The organism is Shewanella sp. 10N.286.48.B5 (assembly GCF_002874355.2).
GTDB lineage: Bacteria > Pseudomonadota > Gammaproteobacteria > Enterobacterales > Shewanellaceae > Shewanella.
Window position 1 is genome coordinate 2,990,506 of record NZ_MCVG02000001.1, and the last position, 21,887, is coordinate 3,012,392.

Below are 21,887 nucleotides of genomic sequence, written 5' to 3' on the forward strand. Positions count from 1 at the left end.
ATTAAAAAACAAAAAAGCGAATCAATCGATTCGCTTTTTTATGCTTTAAGTTAACAACTCAAGCTAATGCTTTTTGATCTTAACTCAAGCTACTGATTTAAAGATTAATCAGCTTACTTGTAAAAGGCTTCAATAGTGCCTTTAACTGTCATCATTAACGGTTGACCGCGACGGTCTAACGCTTTGTGAGACGGTACTTTAACCCAACCTTCACTGATGCAATATTCTTCAACGTCAAAACGCTCTTTACCGTTAACGGTAATACCAATGTCGTGATCGAAAATGGCAGCCACATGATGTGGGCTACGTGGGTTAACGGAAAGGCGATCAGGTAAAGCGAGTTTCTCAGTTGAGTCAGTCATGGTCTGCTATCTGTAGTAATAAATATATCCGCTATTGTAGGCAATAGCGCCGTTTTGCTCAAGCGCAGCAGTCATAAATATCAACTAACTAAATAGCATAGACTTTCAAATCAAAAGATTTGTTTAACTATCGATATCGCTTAGGTCAAATCATTCACGTAACTTTCACACTTGTTGCGTAAAACTGTTAGCTGTTTCAAATTTCGCTATTGGTTAATCCTGTAAACTTCGCGCCAACAAAAGCTATGTTGGTAAGAGTAAATTTTACCAGATAATGTGTATAACAAATTTGTTTACTACATTTGTTTACTACAATAATCGCAGGTCACTAACGCTTATAGCGCTAAGTGGATCTCTCACCCAATACCATAAGGTTTTGGGGCTCTACCTGCCGTAGCTATGTAGCCAATGAATACTCATTGGTTAACTGATATTTAAGAGATCAAAGGTTATCTACTATGACGTCTAAACAGACCACCAAGGCTACTGCAGCCTCTGCTCCATTTATCGATCGCTATTTCAACATTTCTGCTCGTGGAAGTACCTTAAAACAAGAAATCATTGCTGGTTTAACAACTTTTTTAGCCATGGTGTACTCGGTTATTGTGGTGCCAAATATGCTTGGCACAGCAGGCTTCGACCCTGAGGCAGTATTTATCTCCACTTGCTTAATTGCCGCTTTTGGTTCTTTACTCATGGGGTTATGGGCTAATTTACCCATGGCCATTGGTTGTGCTATCTCACTCACAGCATTTACGGCATTCAGTATGGTACTGGGTCAGGGGATATCAATTCCGGTGACTCTGGGCGCTATTTTTCTTATGGGTCTCATATTTACTTTTGTGAGTGTTACAGGGATCCGTCAGTGGGTACTGACTAATTTACCTAAAGGTATTGCTCACGGTACAGGTATTGGTATTGGTTTGTTCTTACTTTTGATTGCCACCAATAGCGTGCAATTAATCGTCTCTAACAATGCTGGCTTACCGGTAAAATTAGGTGACATCAATAGCCTGCCCGTTATTGCTACCATTATTGGACTTGCGGCCACCATTGGCCTTGAACGACGCGGGATACCAGGCGGTATTTTACTGGTGATCATTGGCTTATCGCTATTTGGGTTATTGTTTGATCCCAACGTGACCTATCAAGGCTTGTTTGCCTTACCTGATTTAATGTCTGATAAATCATTAATTGGTCAGCTCGATATTATGGGCGCATTAAACCCTGTAGTACTACCCATTGTCTTGGCTTTGGTGATGACCGCTATTTTTGATGCCACAGGTACCATACGTGCCGTTGCAGGCCAAGCAGAATTACTTGATGACAAAGGTAATATTATTAGTGGAGGTAAGGCACTTACCTCAGATTCTGTAAGCAGTATTTTTGCAGGCGCAGTCGGTGGCGCCCCCGCTGCAGTGTATATTGAATCAGCTGCAGGTACCGCGGCAGGGGGTAAAACAGGACTAACCGCAACCATCGTTGGTGTATTATTTTTACTGATGATGTTTTTGGCGCCATTAAGCTATTTAGTGCCTGCATATGCCACCGCGCCCGCGCTGATGTATGTTGGCCTGCTGATGTTAAGTAATGTCAGTAAGCTTAATTTTGACGATAAAGTCGATGCAATGGCAGGGCTAACTTGCGCAATCTTTATTATTTTAAGTTGTAATATCGTCACCGGAATTATGCTTGGGTTTGTTACCTTAGTCATTGGCCGAATATGCAGCGGTGAGTGGCGTAAACTTCGAGTGGGCGTTATCGCCATAACCCTTGGTTTAGTTGTTTTCTACATGGGTGGTTGGGCGATTTAGCTACCCTTGCACTAAATAAAAAACAAAAAAGCCAAGATATTATCTTGGCTTTTTTAGTGGAGAATGTCCCGTCCAGAGATAAGTTGACACTTTGGAGACTTATTTATGAAACCTTCAAGTTCAATCAACTGTAAACGTACACAACGTGACTAAGGATACTGGACAAAACTGTAGCTTTATTTCGCCACGCAATAACCTTAATGGCCACTGTTGACTCATTTGCAAAGCCGGTTTGGCATCGTACGCTAAGGGAGCTTTCGCGCGGATTTAGCCGATTCAATAAGGTGAACCAGAAGAGTCACAACCACATCACTGTTGGCTGTGACTCTATGACTCAATCAAGCACTTTTAAACCCAGCTTAATATAGTCTAGGTTTTGTTTGCGATAATAAGCCGACAATAGACACAGAGACTCTGATCCTGGCATTTTTCCCATCAAACTCTGGTAGCGTTACCGTGTCAAAAGTATAATGCCCGGCAGATATTTCTTTCAGCTCACCTCGACACTCGTGCTCAGGCACTACTCCACATTGGTATAATTCAGCATAATGCCAAGGGATATCAAAAGCACTCGCGCCTGAAGTCGTCCCATCACCTAAGATCATGACTTTATAATCTCTAGCTCCAGTGACCATCTCACCCTCTTCATTTTCAAGCTGAAAAGTCGAAGTGTAATCCTGCGAGCTAAACTTAAAGTTAGTCATCTTGATGCTCGTGGCCTTATCGACATCAATACCACCAACGATCCCTTTATCACCATTGTCACTATTACAAGCCATTAAAAATAGCGACATTGCAAATACTGTCAGTCGTTTCTTCATGTTAACTCCTTAATCGTGGCAGTCTGAACAACTTAACTCTTCATGCACTGGCACTCCGCCTTTCATGTCGTGAGCAGTATGGCAAGTTTGGCATTCTAATGTTGAGTTAACATCAGTACCTAAGTAGGCATCAGGCTCGCGAGTTGTAGAGCTATGACAACCTGAACACTCAGCATTAGAAGGGGCAACCGTTTCCGCTTCTAAATTACCGTCAATAGAATCATTAAGGAAGGTCACTGTCATAAAGGCAATTTCAGCGGTAACTTGGGCGCATCGCTCAAGTTTAGCTTGATGGCTAGAGCCAAATGATGACGCTTTTGACCACAGGCTCACTGAGGTATGACACAGAATTGAACTAGCAATGGATTGACCAATATAGTCAGGATTTAAAGCTTCTCCAGCATCGTTGGTACGCGTAGGAGCGCCGATCCCTTCAAGGAACTCTTGAGTACCACGTGGCATACTGGTTTTTTCGTAATAGCGGAACACAGCTCTAATCACCGCGTTATTATTCAGATTATCCGCTTTTAATAAGTTAACTGTCATTGCTGTAGCATTAAGGCAACCACACAGAGAACCGATACCGGCAATCCCGCCGCCGCCATATGCTGCAATATTAGTTGGAATAGCACCAAAATTTTTAGCATCTTCATGACCTTGGGCAGCAAGCTCTTTAATGATGGCATCAAACACGCCGTACATACAGCCACCATGACCATAGCCAGCATACGCGCGCTTAGCTACCGCCATAGGCTCAACTTTGACATAGCTTAGACGATTTTCAGCTAAATCTGCATTGCCACCACTGCCAATACCAATGGGATCGTCACAGGTTTCTTGCGCCATAACTGACGGCATATAAGTCGCCCCAAAACCAACGGCTGACAATGTACACATTTTTTTTAAAGCACTGCGTCTATCTAACATGTTATTCCTCTCAAAGGATTTAATTCAACCCAAAATTTTCAAAGGCATGATAGGTGCTTTTAAATTTGAAATAGTCGAGCCAATCGACATATCTCTAAATAAGTAGCTTTAAAATTATAAATATTAGAAATAAATCATATAAACAAGAAAAATACCTTGTGAGTATACTTTCCTAAATAAATGGGACTGACGCGTAAAAAAATGCGGTGAAAAACTTTACCTCACAGCGATAATGCAATAGGCGTGTATCACTACGCTATCGCCAATGAAACAACTGTTAGATTAATGCACCGCAAAAGTTTCCAACCATAACTTCATGCTATAGCAAGCGTTTACAACCGACAAACTCGCAACCTCTACACTACAGTCTTCAAACATAAATCAGTAAGGTGTAAATGATAACGCCATTCATTTTTATTTAATTTATAACTCGGCGATGCTTTCATAATGTAAATTAATCGTATTTAACCAGTTAAGTAATTGCTTGGTTTAATGCAGATCTATTTTATCCCGGTCACTATCATGTCCTTAACCACATCGAAAGAACGCGACTTTGGAACGATAAATATAACCATCACGCTAAAGTAAGAGTCATTATTAGCGCCACAAGTTGTTTAGTCGCGCCAATAAAACGATAGTGGTTTGCTGCATTATAAACACCAGAAAACGCTATTGATCCCATTTTGCCGTCGTTATTTAATGTCTGATAAATCATTAATTGGTCAGCTCGATATTATGGGCGCATTAAACCCTGTAGTACTACCCATTGTCTTGGCTTTGGTGATGACCGCTATTTTTGATGCCACAGGTACCATACGTGCCGTTGCAGGCCAAGCAGAATTACTTGATGACAAAGGTAATATTATTAGTGGAGGTAAGGCACTTACCTCAGATTCTGTAAGCAGTATTTTTGCAGGCGCAGTCGGTGGCGCCCCCGCTGCAGTGTATATTGAATCAGCTGCAGGTACAGCGGCAGGGGGTAAAACAGGACTAACCGCAACCATCGTTGGTGTATTATTTTTACTGATGATGTTTTTGGCGCCATTAAGCTATTTAGTGCCTGCATATGCCACCGCGCCCGCGCTGATGTATGTTGGCCTGCTGATGTTAAGTAATGTCAGTAAGCTTGATTTTGACGATAAAGTCGATGCTATGGCTGGGCTAACTTGCGCAATCTTTATTATTTTAAGTTGTAATATCGTCACCGGAATTATGCTAGGGTTTGTCACCTTAGTCATTGGCCGAATATGCAGCGGTGAGTGGCGTAAACTTCGAGTGGGCGTTATCGCCATAACCCTTGGTTTAGTTGTTTTCTACATGGGTGGTTGGGCAATTTAATACCCTTGCTTACGATAGCAAGTACTTACGATAGCAAGGCCAACTATTGACGTTGGCCTTTTTTTCTTTTTGTTAATGTTCAGCCATAAAAAAGCCTATCCACGCAAGGTGGCGGGCAATTCAATAGCCCCCTCTATCACTTCTGCGCATAACATCACTGTATCACCATTAACCACGACGAAAAGTCGACTACGAATGTGAAAAATACCAAGTGTAAACCAAAGTAAAGTTAGTTGATAAAGTCAATTAACTTAGGGTAAATTGCGCTGATTGCAGCAATCTATTTTCATGTCAGTCAATGAATATGAATCGCTAATTGGGATAATAAAATGTCATCGATGATGGTTAATGGAAACTTGATAAATGAAAACTTGGAAAGACGATTTAGGTAAAACACTCTACGTCATGGATGCACTACTGTTAATTGGATTTATATTAGTTTGCGCCCCTAAAGCCACAGGGGTTTTATTGCACGAATGGTTAAGCTTATTGTTTATAGTCCCTTTGGTTATTCACCTATTACTGCACTGGGACTGGTTAAAGTCACTGCCTAAAAAGTTTGTCAGCCAATTATCTGGTGAAGCCCGTTTTAATGCTGTGTGGGATTTTATTTTCTACCTAGCAATGGTGATGGTTATTTTAAGTGGCTTTTTGGTGTCAGAAGTGATGCTACCTCAGCTAGGGATTCATTTTGACATCCTTCCGGTATGGTCAAAAATACATCACGACCTAGGCAATCTATTGATGCCAATGCTAGGGATCCACTTAGCAATGCACTGGAAATGGATTAAGGGTATGAGTAAAAAGTTTTTCAAAAAACAAACAGCAAAAAAGGCCTAAATTATGAAATACCTTAGCCACAAATGGATAAGCCGTAGTTTTATTATTCTGTCAATTTCACTGCTATTCACCGCTTTATTGTGGACAGTATCCCTGAGTGAGTGGGCGACAACTATCAATATGGTTATTAGTGAGCCCCACTCAGAACCGAATATTTCACCATTACTTATCGGTGTTATTTCACTTGTCAAAGTCACCTTGTTGACACTGATACCGGCTGTGTTGTGTTTTGGAATTATGACTTTTGTCAGTTCAATATCGCGCTTTTTAAAGTTTCGTTCCCACAACATGAAGCTAAAATCCTAAGGATTAATACCTTGCGCTGGTAATTAATTGCCACAGCCGAACTGTAACATCCTCAATCCACAACTTACTTAAGCCATAGCAAAAGTAAGTTGTGTTGCTTTTCTCTTTATCGAATCGACCACTCAGTTACACCAGTTCCTATAACGTCCTATGCTCTTTGTTTTATCAGAGTATCAATAGCTAATCTTGTCATTTATAACCCCAAAACTAAAACCTCCCCCATAGCAACCAAAAACGATTTAAGTTATTGTAGTACAAATAGGTATAACTCGATGATAGTCCCTGTAAACGTTAGTAGTGCAGTGTGAGCTAAGCGCCTGTCAATAAGCTTATTGGAGCGATTATTCAAGATTGAAATATGGTTATTTAGCCTATTATTCAACGTTAACGCCTTCTATAACTTGATTAAATTTACAACTTATTCTGTTTTTAACTGATTTAACTTAACCGCATTTAAGGTCTAGCCGTGCCCTCTCAGTCCTATGTAAAAAAGAACCTTTCCCTTGCTTGGCCATTAGCATTAAATGGACTGCTGATGCAGTCCATGTTGATGATAGATACCTTATTAGTATCGCCTTTAGGCGAAATCCCCTTAGCGGCTATGGGCATAGCCACTGCTATTGTTGCTGCTATTTTGGGTATTCAAATGGCATTGGCCAATGGTACCCAATTGGTGTTGAGTCGCGCCGTTGGCTCTGGCAATAATCAAACACTATCAAAAGCATTCTGGTCTGGGATGATGATTAACTGCTCGGTGGGCTTGCTTTTTTGGATATTGCTAACCCTGTTTGATCGCCCTTTAATTGGCCTGCTGACAGACAATGTGTTGTTACAACAAGAAATTGCCAGTTACTTAGTGATTTCAAAATACATCATACTTTACACTGCACTAACCCAGGTGATGATTGCCCTGTTTAATGGCTTGGGTCGCACTAAAATTCCCTTTAAAGGGTATCTCATTGAGTTGCCCATTAACGCCGTCTTGTCCTATTTACTTATTCATGGTTATCAGTTTAGCGATACGATCGCAATTGAAGCTATGGGCGTTCAAGGCGCCGCACTAGGTAGCATTATTGCCATAAGCGTGCGGCTTATGTATCTGGGATCATATATGAAATTCAGCCCTGTAATCGAAATCACGCTGCCAGATAAAAACACCTCAATGAGCCGCAATATTCGGCTGCATTTTATTGAGATATTCCCGATTGCAGCCAACGTCACTATGCTGATGATAGGGGTGACTGTGTATCAGTTGCTGTACTCACAGCTCGACATTAATGCCTATGTCGCCATCACCTTGGTGATGCCTTGGATTAAAGCGGGAACCCAATTTATTGCGGCTTGGTCGCACTCATCAGCCATTACCATTAGCCAAGCGATTGGTTCTAATAAGATGGATGATTTGAGTAAAAACGTTGATACCAGTATCGATATTGCGGTGGTTATTTCAGTGATTTGCGCAATGCTGTTTGGTCTTATGAGCATTTTTATTGCCGATATTTACCCACATTTAGATGCAGCAACCTATCAAGCGTTAGCTGTCATTGCGCCGCTATATATCTTTTTGCCCATCGTGCGTGGTTACAACACGGTTCATGGCAATATATTACGAGCAGTGGGTAAAACTACCGCTGTATTCAAAATTAACTTTACTGGCCAATGGGTGATTTCAATCCCCTTATGTGCACTGATCATTTTAGTCTTTGATGGGTCAATTTTTTGGGCCTTTGCTATTCAGCCATTTGAAGAAGTCGTTAAAGCCCTGCCGTTTAGGCAACTCGCCAGAAAGTCGCTAAAAGAGTTCGATCATAAAAAAGCCCAAGCATTGATGTATGACTAAAACCTTTGTCTACAAAGTGCTGCTATTGTCAGTGACAAGTAGAGAATTGATACACTCAACAGGTTTAGATTTTTTCAGGCGCTATTGAGCTAGGCAGATTTATTGCCTTTACCAGCTAATCCACCATTTTATGATCTCGGCCAAATTACCAAATGCTAATACTTGCTAGTATCGCGGCAAATTTCACTGAGTAATAAATATGCAATTAGATTTAAATGGTATGACGCCAAAACAGTTTCTTGAACAGTATTGGCAAAAGAAACCACTAGTGATCCGACAAGGCTTTAAACACTTTGAAGACCTACTTTCACCAGAAGAAATGGCAGGCCTTGCTTGCGAAGACGTGGTTGAATCGCGCCGCGTGTTTAAAGCAAACGATGAATGGCAAGCTGAGTTTGGCCCATTTGAATCCTATGAAGAGCTCGGTGAAACTGACTGGACCTTAATTGTCCAAGCCCTTAATAACTGGGTGCCAGAAGCTGAAGAACTGCTCAAATGTTTTGATTTTATCCCTCGCTGGCGCTTAGATGACGTCATGGTCAGTTATGCGACACCGGGTGGCGGAGTTGGTCCTCATATCGATCTCTATGACGTATTTATCTGCCAAGGTTCTGGCCGACGTCGTTGGAGAGTTGGCGATCTTGGGCCGCACAAAGAGTTTGCAGCTCATCCGGCATTACTGCACACCGAAGCATTCGACCCGATCATTGATGTTGAATTACTCCCTGGCGATATCTTGTATCTGCCACCAGGCTACCCTCATGATGGGGTAACCCTTGAGCCATCAATGAGCTTTTCTGTGGGTTACCGCACTGCATCGGCAAAAGATATGATCAGTTCAATGGCCGATCACATTATCGACAAAGATTTGTGCAATGAGCAAATTGCCGATCCTGACCGCGCCTTAAGCGAACACTCAGGTATTGTGAACAGCAGCGATCTTGAGCGAATTAAACAGCAACTTTTTGCCACCCTTGATGACAAGCTAGTCAGTGAATTTAGCGGTCGCTACCTGACTCAGTCTAAGTGCGAACTTGATTTACCCGAAGAGAGTTTAGGGTTTCAAAGTTTAGATGTGACTGAGCAGCTTAAGCTGCAACCTTTAGTAAAGCTTGGCGGCCTGCGCACGCTGTACTTTGAAACCAGCGTTGCTGATGGCGTGCTGTATATCAATGGCGAGCAACTGCAACTATCTGCGGGCAAAGAAGCCTTAATCGCACTGCTATGTGATACCCAAGAGCTTAGTGCACAAGACCTAAGTCCATGGTTAAACGATAACGATGTGCTTGAGCAATTAACCGCTTGGGTCAATGCTGGTTACTGGTATTTTGACGACATCGACTAAATCAGATTGGCTCAGATAAGCTGCAGTTGATGAACTCACATCAGTAAGTCAATTAACATCGCGTAAAAAAGCGAACCATCTGGTTCGCTTTTTAATCGACAAGTTTTAATGGACAGAATAAAAGTTAAAAACCCGCAATAGTTGCTTTTCGCTGTTTATTTACAATGCAAAAATTACCGCGCTTAGTGCGGCATTTTGAGCAGGTTTCACATAGGGCTTGAGCTCTATCACCATTCTGCCAACGCTTCACTAGATCAGGCTCTGACAATAATGGTCTTGATAGGGCAAAGTATTGAATATTGGTATTCGCGGCAATGGTTTCTATGGCATCAATGTCCGTTAGCCCGCCTACAGTAATAACTGGTATATTCACTTCACGACTTATCACATCGCCATATTGATGAAAATAACCCTGTGGCTGAATGGTATGCCCCTCAAACGACTCACCAATCATGTCATTAGCTTTACCATGAATATTGCCAGAAATGATAATGGCATCAACGCCAATGGCTGCAAGCTTTTTACAAATAACACGGGTTTCAGCAAAGGTTAAACCACCTTCAAAAAAATCACAGGCGGTTAATTTCACCAGTATCGGGTAATCATCACCCACCAGCTTTCTGGTTTCCGTATAGATTTCAACTAAAAAGCGCAGGCGGTTTTCTAGGCTGCCACCATATTGATCATCTCTTTGATTGTAATAAGGGCTTAAAAACTGATTAATTAAATAGCTGTGGGCCCCATGAATTTCAACCCCATCAAAACCTGATTGTTTTGCCCGTAAACTCGCTTTCGCAAATGCCTGCACTATGTAATCTATCTCGGCAATGGTCATGGCTTTACCTAAGGTTTTTGTGCCACGCTCGCAAACCTCACTTGGGGCAAAAATCACTCTTTCACCCACGTTGTAAGTGGTTTTGGTGCCACCATAGGCCAGCTGCATGGCTATTTGGGCGCCATTACGGTGAACTAATTCCGTTAGCTGTTTGTATTCCTCGATAAAGGAGTCGTCGTACATGCCCATCATGCCCGCATTGGGTTTTTCTTCTGCGACGATATTGGCATAACCTGTAATGATCAGGCCGACTTCACCTTGAGCAAGCTCTTTGTATATGGCGTATAACTTTTCTGTCATATGGCCATCTTCAGTTGCCATATTTTCCCAAGTCGCACTGCGGATAAAGCGGTTCTTTAACTGCATGCTGCCAATGTGGGTTTCTGTATACAAAGTGCTCAAGTTACATCCTCTAAAAAGCGTCATCGATTAAACGGCGGCATTATAAAGGGCGTTGTTCAACAATCAAACAACTACAAGTCAGAAGTGAGACCTAGTTATATAGTCCAAAAGAGGTAATTAACTAGGGCGATTGAATAAGAATATCCGCTAAGGGGGCGGCTGGTGTACTACATGAGGTTGATCTAAAGCTCTTTTTACGAAAAGCGTTATGAATGATGGCGCTTTGCCGTATTATTCAACATAGCAAACTAAATAGTCAATTAAGCCAAAGCAGCTATCTTTGCGAGCAAAACAGCTAAAAATAAGTATCGCGGTAAAGTGTTAACTATTTAAAAAGGCTAGGCAGTTAACTGCCTAGCCTCAAAACCTTTAGCTAGCATCAAAAGACAAAGTTCACCGTCAAGCTTAATAACTCAACATCGGTACTTTCACCCCAAATAATTGGTGGTGCGGCAAATTGCGCTCGGTTTATTGGATTATCCCCTAAAATGGACTGGTACTCAGCATTAAGTGAAATCGATGAAGTCACATCATAGCGAAGCCCTATAGTCACCCCTTGACTCTCTCTAAGCTCACGACTCTCGGCATAAACCACATAGGGAGTAAAATCATCGATTGCATAACCAACACTGGCGTACCAATTACTTTGCAGCTCATCATGTTCAAATTCAGCCATAAACTGCCAAGCATCTAAACTGTATTCTGCCCCCACAGTAAATACACTTAACTCATCAGCAGTAGGGGCTGGGCGTAAAGTATATTTAGACCGTAAAAATCCAGTATGGATACGATAATTAAACCCTACTAAATCGACATATATTCCGGTGGTATAGTCAGAATCAAATTGCATCAATATCGGCCCTAAATTCACCTCAGTTAAGCGGCCGAAACCATAATAAGGTGAAACGGTAAGTGATATTTCATCAGATAATTCATATTGCCAAGCCAGCGAAACACCATCGTATGAGGTGGTACCTAAAATCGAGTCGTAAATCTCACCCGGCGGCCTTGCCCACGCATAGGCTTGGCCAACAAAATAAAACTCAGAGACTAAAAACAAGGGTAAGCGCAATCGGCCAGCCCTTACTTTAAAGTCACTAAATTCATAACTTAGGTAGGCCCATTCTAACTCAGGTTCGCTCCATTTATCTTGGGTGCGCTTAACCACTTGAGCTGATGCATCAAAGCCCTCAAACACATCTAAATCAAGTTGTATTCCAAATAAAGTATCACAGTCATAACAGGTTTCATCTGTTATTTCCCGGTTAATAAATAATGGCGCTTTATTGTCTGATTTACTGATAGATGTTGAACCAAAACCACTGATGGAAAAGTTATCAGTCAGCTCTATCGCAGCTTGTGCATTGGTTGCCATGCCAAGGGTTAATAGTAAAATTATGTATTTTCGGTTTAATAACATGGCTACTCTCCTTGTGGCACTGTGATTAAGATATTAACTTCTTCAGGCACCGACTCTATCGGAGCATATGCAATACCATTAGGATTGTCGTTCAGCCATTTGAGGATCTTCTTTATATCATCACTGTCTAACTCTTCTGGTGGCGAGCCTTTGCCGGAGAAAGCCAACCCGGCCCAATAACCATTCATTTGTGAGACCGATTTACCCAGCAACATGCTATAAAACTCTTCGCGGTGCATGGAGGTTTCAGGTAGATCAACTAAGACAATTTTAAAGCTACCTCCGACTTTTTTAGACTTACCTCGATATAACATTCTCGCCTTACTTTTACTTAAAGGCGGCATGTCATCATTAAGGCTAAAAATAGCGAATTCGACCTCAGAGCTTTTGCTGGTATCAGCCTCTAAAGCCCAAGTTGATGGGGATAAAATTAATGCAGTAAGAAAGATAAGCCGCCTTGTGCACAATCGACTCAAAAAAAAATGCTTCAGGCTCAATAAAAAGGCTTTGTGGTTTAATCCATTAATCATATAAAAACCTTCATTCCTAGATAGTTTTTGTACTATGCTAAACATAGTCAGAAGTTTTACTAATCTAAACTTAGCCAAGAACCCTACGATATACAACTTTATAGTTAACTTTTTTATGGCTAATTTTTACTCAAGGAGCTGAGATGAATTTATTGAATCGTATTTCAATAAAAGCAAGGATGTTGGCACTAGTCTTGTTACCATTGGTTTTTGCAGGTTTTTTATCAGCGTTAGAAATCCAAAAACAAACTGATAATGTGCAAGCTTTAAACAGCCTTAACAACAAAGTGACCTTTTTAGAGTTATTTTCCCAGCTTAATCGGCAAATTACTCAAGCGCAAGACGCGCTCAGCGGCCAAGATGAGCCCTTTGTATTATCCCAATTCACATCTATTACTGAGCAACTGTCTGCGTTATTACCCACAAGCTTTAGCGCTCAACACAGTGAAGATATTCAAGCATGGTTTAACAGCACTGAAGAAGCCTTAGCTGAATCGCCAGCCCTTACCAAAGAGGATTTATTTGATTGGTCAATTTGGATGAACGAATTGCAAAACCAAGGGTTGATGACGCTAGAAAAAGATAAGCTTGATGTACCTGAAAAAATTAACCAGAACTTGACGATTTTATTTCAATTGCAATGGCTATCACTGTGGTCTGCAGAAGAAAAATGGCTAATGGATCAACTGATAACGAATCGAGGCGACGAAGATCTGCTGAGTCAATTGAATATGAGCGCTGAAAGACAACAACTGTATGTCGATCGCTTTATTAATATTAGCGCCAAGCCTGAGCAAGTAGACCTGTTATTAACTACCTTTTCAGATCAAGCATTCCAACAAAGTTATCAGCTGCGCAGCCAATTTCTGCAAGGGAATGAAATTGTTGATAATACAGATGCTAACTTGGAGGTGTTTAATCAGCGTTTGAACTTAATTCAATATGTTGTCACTTCCATTTCAGAGCAATTATCCACCAATATTCACTCTGAAATAGCAAAGTCTAAACAGCTTATTATTATGTTCTGCGTTGCATTGCTAATATCGCTCGTTACTATTGGCACCATTGGCGCAAACCTTTACCGCCGCATTCTAAAGTATCTGCATCATGTGATTAAAACCATGTCAAAAATTGAAAAAACACATGATTACTCAAATAAGATAAACGAAAGTGGTAAAGATGAATTAAGCTACTTCTCTAAAAAGCTCAATAACCTAATTCATGAACGCTTTTTAAATGATGCCAAAATATTGCAAGCAAAATCAGATGCAGAAAGAGCTAACCAAGCCAAAAGTTCTTTTTTGGCCAATATGTCCCATGAGATTAGAACACCGTTAAATGGCATTATTGGCATGTCGGAGATAATGTCAGGCACAAGGTTAACTCCTTTGCAAAATGAGTACCTGCAAACCATAGAAACATCCTCACATACCTTATTACTATTGATTAACGATATTCTGGATCTTTCTAAAATTGAGTCGGGTAACCTGTCTATTGCTTACAACGACACCAATATTACCGAGGTCATCTATGACACCCTCACTATGGTGTTAGCTAAAGTCGTTGAAAAGCAACTCGACCTTAAAATTGAAATCCCTGAACATATGCCTCACCTAGTATCACTTGACGAACATAGAATGCGCCAAGTATTAATGAACCTTCTGTCAAATGCAGTTAAATTTACCAATAACGGCTTTATTAAAGTCGCTGTGAGCTGCGATTACGACGAAGCTAACTATGCCAATATGAAAATTAAAATATACGATAGCGGTATTGGTATTAAAGAAGAAAATCAACAACAAATCTTTTCACCTTTTATCCAAGAGGATGGCACCATCACTCGTGAATTTGGTGGTACAGGGCTTGGGCTGGCAATTTGTAAACAGCTAGTGGGGTTAATGGGCGGCGATATAAAAGTTAGCTCAGAAAAAGGTAAAGGCAGTTGTTTCAGCGTTGAACTTAAAGCCCGCATCATTACCAAAGAGCAGCCTAAAAGAGACGAGTTTAAACACCTGACTACGGCAATTATTTCCAGTAATAATGATATTATTGATGCTATTGATGCTGCCTGTAGTAAACATGAATTTAGCATAAATTACCGTTACCCATCACCGTTTGACTTGTTACAGGATAAGCAAAAGTTTGATCTGTTATTTATTGATAATGCCTCAATGAACCGAGAGGCTTTAAAAGCATTACCCGAATTACTCATGCTGCAAGATAGCTTTTCCATTGCCATTAATAGCCCCTCAGAGCAGCGAACATTAGATAACATCGACGCCTCTATCACCTTGCCTCTGCTTGGCAGGCGCTTTAGTGATGCCATTCGTAACGGCATCGAAAGTCGTACTCTGCGCAACAAAGTCACCCCAGCTGAAAAAAAAGCCGCCAATGATGGTATTGATAAGCAAGAACAACCACGCACCATTCACGGCATGATTTTGATTGTTGAAGATAACCTCGTTAATCAAAAGGTCGCCTCAGTGCTAGTCAAGCAAGCGGGCTATAACTTCGTAATTGCTAATAATGGGCTTGAGGCGTTTGATTTTATTAGTGATGGCAAAATATTTGATGCAATCTTAATGGATTGTATGATGCCCATTATGGATGGTTTTACTGCCACCCAAAAAATCAGAGAGTGGGAGCAAATAAACCCATCTGTGCAACGGCTGCCAATCATTGCACTTACCGCCAGTGTACTGGATCAAGATATTGAGAAATGTTATGAATCAGGAATGGATGATTATTTGGCAAAACCATTTGAAAAGCATGTTCTTATCGAGAAAATAAAACAGGTCACCAAGCTTGCAGGTTAGCAGTAAGAGTATTTGCAGTAATTGAATTTAGGCTAACACCAATAAGCTGATTGTATAAATGCCTGATTGTATAAATGCCTGATTTGCTGACTGTATAAATATCTGATTATATAATTGGCTGATTACCTGATTGTATGAATGCCTGATTTGCTGATTATCTTGAGATGCAACCAAACATCGAAAAATCACTAATCGCTATCAATTACCTTCATATTAAGCGTTTCTGCTGCAATAATTTTTGTTTTTCCTTTTGTTTTTTATCTCGTGATAAATGTTTTGAACTTTTTAGGCCGACACATTTATCACGCTTAAAGCGTCGCCAGCAGGGCATTTCATTACTGGCAACGCTATATTTTGCGATTAAAATCGCCACTGAATTATAACCTGAGCTATACCTTAACCTTAGCAGCGCCAAAGCTATTTTCAAACTCTTGATCTAGACTGGCATTATCAACTTTATTGCCCTTTAAGCGCTCAACCACAAGGTAATTTACCGGAACCAAAATCAAGGTGATAAAGGTGGCAAAGATAATCCCAAAGCCCAATGATATCGCCATTGGAATTAAGAACTGCGCTTGGGTCGACTTCTCTAATAATAGCGGCATTAGGCCGATAAACGTGGTCAAACTGGTGAGCATAACCGGTCTAAAACGTTTTGCACCTGCGGTTAATACCGCCTCCGCTAATGCCATTCCATCGGCGCGTTTTTTATTAATAAAGTCCACCAGCACTAAAGAGTCATTGACCACAACGCCCACTAGCGCCAACATCCCCAATATACTGAAAATGGTCAGTGGCGAGCCCATTAACCAATGACCTAGTACTGCGCCAATTAAGCCAAAGGGGATCACGCTCATCACAATTAATGGCTGAATGTAAGACTTAAACGGAATTGCGAGTAGGCTATAAATCATAAACAACACAAACACTAAGCCCCATTGCAACGACCCAAAGCTGTCTCGCTGTTCACGAGCTTCGCCTTCAAGTGAGTGCCTTACTCCAGGGTATTGCTGCACTAAACCATCAAGGTACACCTTAAGATCTGCTTGTAGCACAGTCATATTGGTATTGTCTTTATCCACGTCGGCAGTGACATTTAACACCCGATAACGATCGATGCGTTGAATACTTGATGGGCTCTTACCTGAGGTCATTTTAGCCACATGACCAAGCGGCACTTGCGCGCCCTGACTGGTGGTAATCAGGACCTTTTTAAGGTCATCTAATGACTGACGTTCATCTAGCGGCAAGCGCAGCATTACTCGCACATCATCACGGCCACGCTGGATGCGCTGCACTTCTGAGCCAAAATAAAAGCTTCTTATTTGACTTGATACTTCCTGTCGAGTGAGCCCTAGCGCTTTACCTTGCTCGGTTAACTCAATTAGCAGCTCTTCTTTACCGTTAGATAAACTGTCGGCAATATCAAATACTGTCGGGTAAGTTTTTAAATGCTGTTTAACCTGATCGGCAATCTCACGTAAGGTATCAAGGGAGTTTGCACTGAGCTGCACATCAATAGGATCAGAGCTTCGGCCAATTTCAGCGCGGTAAGTCACTGACTCAGCCCCAGGAATTTCACCAACACTTTTACGCCATTCAGTTAATAGTTGCCTAGAGGTAATATCTGATTCACGCTTCTCTGCTGGGGTTATTTCAAAACGAACCCCACCTGCATTTGAGCTACCGCCGCGACCACCCGTTGTGGCCAAAATATTGATGATCACGCTTTCACCGGTTTCTTCATCACGATACTTTTCTTGCAGCGCCTCCGCTTTTGCAGCAATGCTAATGATATGGCCATTGGTCACTTCAAATGAGGTACCCGCTGGCATGGTCAAGTTAAGCCTGACGGTTTCACTGGGAATGCGCGGGAAGAAGGTAAACTTAGTCCACCCCGTGGCCAACAGTGCCGCTATCACTAACAACACACTGAGAAATAAGCTCAAGGTGGCGGTTTTATGCTTTAGCGCTATGCGTAAAAATGGTTGATAGAACTGAATGATTGCTCGTTCAAATCCATCAGCAAACTTTTGCTGAAAAATCTCAAACTTATTATAATTTTCCTTCTCGCTGCGCATCTTAATATATTTAAGGTGAGCGGGTAGCACAAACTTAGATTCGATTAACGAAAACAATAATACTGGGATCACCACTATCGCAATTTGACCAAATATCGCCCCGCGAGTGCCTTCGATAAACAACATAGGTAAGAAAGCGGTCACTGTGGTTAAGATGCCAAAGGTCACTGGCGCGGCCACTTCTTGGGTACCAAGAATCGCCGCTTGCTCGCCATTGGGCGCAGTCTTAAGGTGGGTGTAAATATTCTCGCCAGTGACAATGGCGTCATCGACCACAATCCCCAATACCAAGATAAAACCAAACAGGCTGATGACGTTTAACGACACATCAAAAAATGGCATCACAATGAATGCGCCCATAAACGAAACTGGAATACCAATAAATACCCATATGGCGATTGAAGGACGTAAAAACAATGTCAGTAATAGCAACACAAGTATGCCGCCCTGCAGCGCACTGCCTGTTAGGGTAGCAATACGGTTTTTAACGATTTCAGAATCGTCATCCCAATAGCTAAGGCCATAGCCTTCAGGCAAGGTTGCCTGACGAGAATCAATGTAGTCTTTAACCTTATCAGCCACATCAATCGCGCTTTGCTGACCAATACGATACACATCGATAAATGCCGCTTGTTGACCATTAAAGCGAGTTCTTACAGGGGTTTCTTCAAAGCCATCAACCACATTTGCAATATCGCCTAAACGAATAATGGTGCCGTCAGCGGCAGATTTAATGGCAATATTGGCAAACTCATCTTTGTAATAAGCTTGGCCTTTAGAGCGCAGTAAAATGTCGCCACCCTGAGTTTTTAAATTACCCGCAGAGATATCAGTACTAGAGGCATTAATCGCCCGTGATACTTCACTCAGAGTTAAGTTGTACTGGCGTAATTTGTTTTGCGATAAGGCTAATGACACTTCATAGTTACGCACCCCGCTTAAATCTAGTTGGGTGACCCCCTCTAGGCGCAACAATTCATCGCGCACCACTTCAGCAAACTCGATGGTTTCTTTTTCGCTATATTTGCCGGTTACCGTTACTGCGATGACTTCACGCTTACGCTGGGCAAGGGCAATGACAGGTTTTTCGGCATCAACCGGAAAGGTGTTAATGGCATCGACGCGGCTTTTAATGTCCGCTAGCATTTCTCGGGGGTCGTAACCACTGTCAACTTCAATGGTGACCTGCGATGATGCCTCTGAAGAGCTAGAAGTGATTTTTTCTATACCTTCAAGGTCTTGCACCGCCTCTTCAATACGAATTGTTACCCCCTTTTCAACATCTTCAGGGGTCGCGCCACGAAGCGATACTCGAACAGAGATCCTTTCAGACTCAACTGTCGGAAACACTTCAAGTGGGATCTGCGTTGACAGTGAACCTAAACCTAATACCAGCAGCAACAACATTAATAAATTGGCCGCTACGTGATTTTTAGCAAACCAAGCAATCATGGCTGTGACTCCTCTTTACTAGCAGGTTTGGTTTTACGCTCGCCATCAGGCTTACTGCGAGACTTGCCATCGGCTCTGCCCTCACCTCTTGGGCCTCGCTGTGGTTTAACTTTATTCGTTGCGCCAACAACAGTGACAGGGGTGCCTGAACTCACTTGTCCAAGGGAGGTAATAACCAGTTCATCGCCACTTTTCAAACCTGTTCTAACTACCGAATCTTGGCTGTTTTGCCATCTAATGGTCACTTCTCTGCGTAATAACTTGCCATCATTAACCACATACACATAGCTACCTTGATAGATTGCTTTAGTCGGGATTACGATCGCTTGGCTCAGCTTTTTACCGGCAATATTGGCTGTCAGGTATTGACCAATTTTCAGTGGCATTTGCTGATTAGCTTGATAATCAAATGGATCATCAATTTGCGCCACCACATACAACTGCTGCGAGTTACTATCGATTGCACCTTCGGTGCGAATCAACTGCCCTTCCCATTTTTGCAGGCCTATTAAGTCAGACTCAAAACTCACTTTAGCCACCACAGACTTACCTTGCTCAGGTAGTTCTACCAGTGCTAAATCACTGTTATTGATTGGTAAACGTATTTCCACATAATCGGTGGCGTAAATCGTTGCCAGCTGACTATTGGTCGAAACCACCCGGCCTACATCAACATGTTTTTCTAAAATTCGCCCAGAAAAGGGGGCAACAACTTGGGTACGTTCCAAGGCCAAGTTGGCTTGTTCAAGTTTCGCTTGGTTAGATAGCATTGCCGCTCGCGCTGCAGCTAATTGCGGCTCACGCAACACCAGCGATGTCGGCTCGCGGCCATTACTCAGGCGCTGCCAATCTGCTAAGGCTTGATTAGTACGTGCTTGTTCTTCTAATAATTGTTGCCTAGCCAACATTAACCCAGCTTCAGCAATTTTAACTTCAGCTTGATAATCTCTATCATCAAGCTCAACTAACACTTCGCCAGTTTCAAAAAAACCACCTTCACGAAAGTTGGGGCTAATAGATAGAATTTGACCTGAAGCCTGCGTCACTAACGAGCTTTGGGTGCGCGGTTTTACCACCCCAAAACTGCTCACCTGAATTTGATAATCTTGTGGCTTAAGCACCTGAGTTTCAACCGACATGGCAGCTACAGCCATCGGTTTGCCACGCTTAGTGGTAGGTGGGTTTGAGGTAATCACCATAATAGTGGCAACCGCAACCGCAACAATGCTTACTGGGATCAGGTATTTCTTATTCATCATATTTTTCTTCTTCTGTCACACTGGCATCTAAATCGCCACCTAAAGCAAGGTGTAATCCGATACGGTTGGCAATGATTTGGTTTTTTAAGCTGATAACCGAACTTTGGGCCACAAAGGCACGATTTTGGGCATCCAGTACTGTGGTATAGCTGACAAGGCCGATTTGGTATTGCTCAAATGATAGGGTTTCAGCTTGGAGGGCATTGTCTTGCGCTTGTAAAGTTGAGCGATATTGCTGCTGCAAACTGGCATCAAGATCAAGGTTGTTTTCAACTAGCTCAAAGGCACTAAACAAAGTATTTAAATACTGCTGCTCTTGCTGCTTTAATTTCAGCTTTTGCTGCTCGGTTTGTGACTTTAAGCGACCGGCGTTAAAAATCGGTGCGGTAATACCGGCAAATACTGACCATGAACTGTAATCACCACTTAATAAGTTAGCAATATCATTACTGGCGGTGCCAATATCAGCCCCTAAACGTAAGGCTGGATAACGCTGCTTTTGAGTAAAGGCCACGACGGCATCTTGAGCGAGCAACTGATACCAAGCGGCTTGCAGTTGTGGTTTACGTTTAACGAGCTCGCTGGGGACGCCAATTTTAATCCCTTGTGGCAATAGCGGCAGTGTTTCATCTATCAGTAATTTACCTGCTGGATAGCCGCCTAATAAGCGCTCTAAGGTTCTAATATCTTTATTGCGCTGACTGCGCTGTGCCAACAGGTTTGAGTTTTCACTGTGAAACTCATTTTGAGTTAAATACACATCCAGCGCGGTGTTTAACCCTTGCAGGTAACCCGACTCAATGATGTCAAAATTAAGTTTGGCATTTTCGGTGCGACGCTCAAATAGCTTAACGAGCTCTGTTGAGGTCACTACCTTGTAGTAGGCAATCACCACATCAGCAACCAGTGCATCCCTTGCTTGCTGATAATTGGCCTCAGCAGTGAGTAAATTCAGTTTTGAGGCTTTAGCGCTATCGGATAACTTGCCCCAAATATCTAGCTCATAGCTAACATCAAGACTAAGACTATTGGAGCTAGACGTTGCATCACTATTTCCCCCTCTAGCACTATTAGCCGATAAGCTTAACTCTGGCCAAAAGCTGGCATCACTGACATTAAGCTGCTGCTTGTTAACCTCGACTTCAAGAGCTAACTGAATTAACTGCTGGTTGGTGTTCAGGCCAATACTGATAAGTTCTAATAACTGATCGGTAGCGATTGGTGTTACCCAACTTTGATTGTCTTTTAATGATTTGGCGTCGGTATGCCACGACGCAGGCAGCTCAGGTTTAACCAAAGACTCGTCAAGATAGGATGAACTGCTACAAGCAGATAAAATGAATAGCGAAGTTGCAACCGCCACTAGCGTATAGCGTGTTTTCATTAACTGGAAATCCATTTTCGTTTATTATTATTTAATATGATTTAATATTATTTAGATGTTACGTGATTGATTTTAATTAGATCACTTTATAAAGAAAACTGCCAAAGGGTAACTT

The 21,887-nt window shown here is 42.0% G+C and carries 14 protein-coding genes and 1 pseudogene; 6 read left to right on the plus strand and 9 right to left on the minus strand.

Translation table 11 applies throughout. The features are described from left to right. Nucleotides 1-113 precede the first annotated feature (113 nt). Entirely contained in the window at nucleotides 114-362 is a 249-nt protein-coding gene (locus tag BCU57_RS12855) for a DUF3297 family protein (RefSeq protein ID WP_076539562.1), read from the minus strand. Between the two features lie 458 nt (nucleotides 363-820). Between BCU57_RS12855 and BCU57_RS12860 the strand changes: the two genes are divergently transcribed. Beyond that, entirely contained in the window at nucleotides 821-2,176 is a 1,356-nt protein-coding gene (locus BCU57_RS12860; RefSeq protein WP_413211435.1) for an NCS2 family permease, read from the plus strand. 359 nt (nucleotides 2,177-2,535) lie between these two features. Here the strand turns inward: BCU57_RS12860 and BCU57_RS12865 are convergent, their stop codons facing one another. Then, nucleotides 2,536-2,997 carry a hypothetical protein gene (locus BCU57_RS12865; protein ID WP_102436795.1) on the minus strand — a complete coding sequence of 154 codons (462 nt, stop codon included), beginning with the start codon at nucleotides 2,995-2,997 and terminating at the stop codon, nucleotides 2,536-2,538. Between the two features lie 9 nt (nucleotides 2,998-3,006). Next, nucleotides 3,007-3,924, minus strand: a complete 918-nt coding sequence (locus BCU57_RS12870; RefSeq protein WP_102436797.1) for a C-GCAxxG-C-C family (seleno)protein — start codon at nucleotides 3,922-3,924, stop codon at nucleotides 3,007-3,009. 696 nt (nucleotides 3,925-4,620) lie between these two features. Here BCU57_RS12870 and BCU57_RS12875 point away from each other — a divergent pair. The 4 genes and pseudogenes from BCU57_RS12875 to BCU57_RS12890 all read left to right on the plus strand — a co-directional run. After that, a pseudogene (locus tag BCU57_RS12875) lies at nucleotides 4,621-5,262 on the plus strand (solute carrier family 23 protein); the annotation flags it as partial. A 363-nt stretch (nucleotides 5,263-5,625) separates the two neighbouring features. Continuing rightward, nucleotides 5,626-6,102: a cytochrome b/b6 domain-containing protein gene (locus BCU57_RS12880; RefSeq protein WP_198589374.1), complete on the plus strand. Its 477-nt coding sequence runs from the start codon at nucleotides 5,626-5,628 to the stop codon at nucleotides 6,100-6,102. 772 nt (nucleotides 6,103-6,874) lie between these two features. Continuing rightward, nucleotides 6,875-8,248, plus strand: a complete 1,374-nt coding sequence (locus tag BCU57_RS12885; protein WP_102435658.1) for an MATE family efflux transporter — start codon at nucleotides 6,875-6,877, stop codon at nucleotides 8,246-8,248. 199 nt (nucleotides 8,249-8,447) lie between these two features. After that, nucleotides 8,448-9,593, plus strand: a complete 1,146-nt coding sequence (locus BCU57_RS12890; RefSeq protein ID WP_102435660.1) for a cupin domain-containing protein — start codon at nucleotides 8,448-8,450, stop codon at nucleotides 9,591-9,593. A 124-nt stretch (nucleotides 9,594-9,717) separates the two neighbouring features. Here BCU57_RS12890 and BCU57_RS12895 read toward each other — a convergent pair whose 3' ends face one another. From BCU57_RS12895 to BCU57_RS12905, 3 genes are all read right to left on the minus strand, one after another. Next, a complete protein-coding gene (locus BCU57_RS12895) occupies nucleotides 9,718-10,830 on the minus strand; it encodes an NADH:flavin oxidoreductase (protein WP_102435662.1) in 1,113 nt (370 codons plus the stop codon). Between the two features lie 379 nt (nucleotides 10,831-11,209). Then, complete coding sequence (locus tag BCU57_RS12900; RefSeq protein ID WP_102435664.1) at nucleotides 11,210-12,250, minus strand: porin; 1,041 nt, start codon at nucleotides 12,248-12,250, stop codon at nucleotides 11,210-11,212. 2 nt (nucleotides 12,251-12,252) lie between these two features. Next, nucleotides 12,253-12,726, minus strand: coding sequence for a hypothetical protein (locus tag BCU57_RS12905; RefSeq protein WP_241901131.1), 474 nt, complete (start codon nucleotides 12,724-12,726; stop codon nucleotides 12,253-12,255). A 197-nt stretch (nucleotides 12,727-12,923) separates the two neighbouring features. On the opposite strand from BCU57_RS12905, the gene BCU57_RS12910 reads away from it, so the two are divergent. Next, entirely contained in the window at nucleotides 12,924-15,596 is a 2,673-nt protein-coding gene (locus BCU57_RS12910; RefSeq protein WP_102435668.1) for an ATP-binding protein, read from the plus strand. Between the two features lie 389 nt (nucleotides 15,597-15,985). Here the strand turns inward: BCU57_RS12910 and BCU57_RS12915 are convergent, their stop codons facing one another. Genes BCU57_RS12915 through BCU57_RS12925 form a run of 3 tightly spaced genes read right to left on the minus strand, consistent with a single transcriptional unit; the run spans nucleotide 15,986 to nucleotide 21,772 of the window. Beyond that, entirely contained in the window at nucleotides 15,986-19,129 is a 3,144-nt protein-coding gene (locus tag BCU57_RS12915; RefSeq protein ID WP_102435670.1) for an efflux RND transporter permease subunit, read from the minus strand. After that, nucleotides 19,126-20,388 carry an efflux RND transporter periplasmic adaptor subunit gene (locus BCU57_RS12920; protein ID WP_102435672.1) on the minus strand — a complete coding sequence of 421 codons (1,263 nt, stop codon included), beginning with the start codon at nucleotides 20,386-20,388 and terminating at the stop codon, nucleotides 19,126-19,128. The genes BCU57_RS12915 and BCU57_RS12920 overlap by 4 nt, the downstream gene beginning before the upstream one ends. Further along, a complete protein-coding gene (locus tag BCU57_RS12925) occupies nucleotides 20,378-21,772 on the minus strand; it encodes an efflux transporter outer membrane subunit (RefSeq protein WP_241901130.1) in 1,395 nt (464 codons plus the stop codon). Before BCU57_RS12925 ends, BCU57_RS12920 begins: the two co-directional genes overlap by 11 nt. Nucleotides 21,773-21,887: the final 115 nt, after the last annotated feature.

What these genes read in the sequence shown, in the direction of transcription:
- BCU57_RS12855 (WP_076539562.1), bottom strand. Translation starts at nt 362, where the DNA reads ATGACTGACTCAACTGAGAAACTCGCTTTACCTGATCGCCTTTCCGTT.
- BCU57_RS12860 (WP_413211435.1), top strand. Translation starts at nt 821, where the DNA reads ATGACGTCTAAACAGACCACCAAGGCTACTGCAGCCTCTGCTCCATTT.
- BCU57_RS12865 (WP_102436795.1), bottom strand. Translation starts at nt 2,997, where the DNA reads ATGAAGAAACGACTGACAGTATTTGCAATGTCGCTATTTTTAATGGCT.
- BCU57_RS12870 (WP_102436797.1), bottom strand. Translation starts at nt 3,924, where the DNA reads ATGTTAGATAGACGCAGTGCTTTAAAAAAAATGTGTACATTGTCAGCC.
- BCU57_RS12880 (WP_198589374.1), top strand. Translation starts at nt 5,626, where the DNA reads ATGAAAACTTGGAAAGACGATTTAGGTAAAACACTCTACGTCATGGAT.
- BCU57_RS12890 (WP_102435660.1), top strand. Translation starts at nt 8,448, where the DNA reads ATGCAATTAGATTTAAATGGTATGACGCCAAAACAGTTTCTTGAACAG.
- BCU57_RS12900 (WP_102435664.1), bottom strand. Translation starts at nt 12,250, where the DNA reads ATGTTATTAAACCGAAAATACATAATTTTACTATTAACCCTTGGCATG.
- BCU57_RS12910 (WP_102435668.1), top strand. Translation starts at nt 12,924, where the DNA reads ATGAATTTATTGAATCGTATTTCAATAAAAGCAAGGATGTTGGCACTA.
- BCU57_RS12915 (WP_102435670.1), bottom strand. Translation starts at nt 19,129, where the DNA reads ATGATTGCTTGGTTTGCTAAAAATCACGTAGCGGCCAATTTATTAATG.
- BCU57_RS12920 (WP_102435672.1), bottom strand. Translation starts at nt 20,388, where the DNA reads ATGATGAATAAGAAATACCTGATCCCAGTAAGCATTGTTGCGGTTGCG.
- BCU57_RS12925 (WP_241901130.1), bottom strand. Translation starts at nt 21,772, where the DNA reads ATGAAAACACGCTATACGCTAGTGGCGGTTGCAACTTCGCTATTCATT.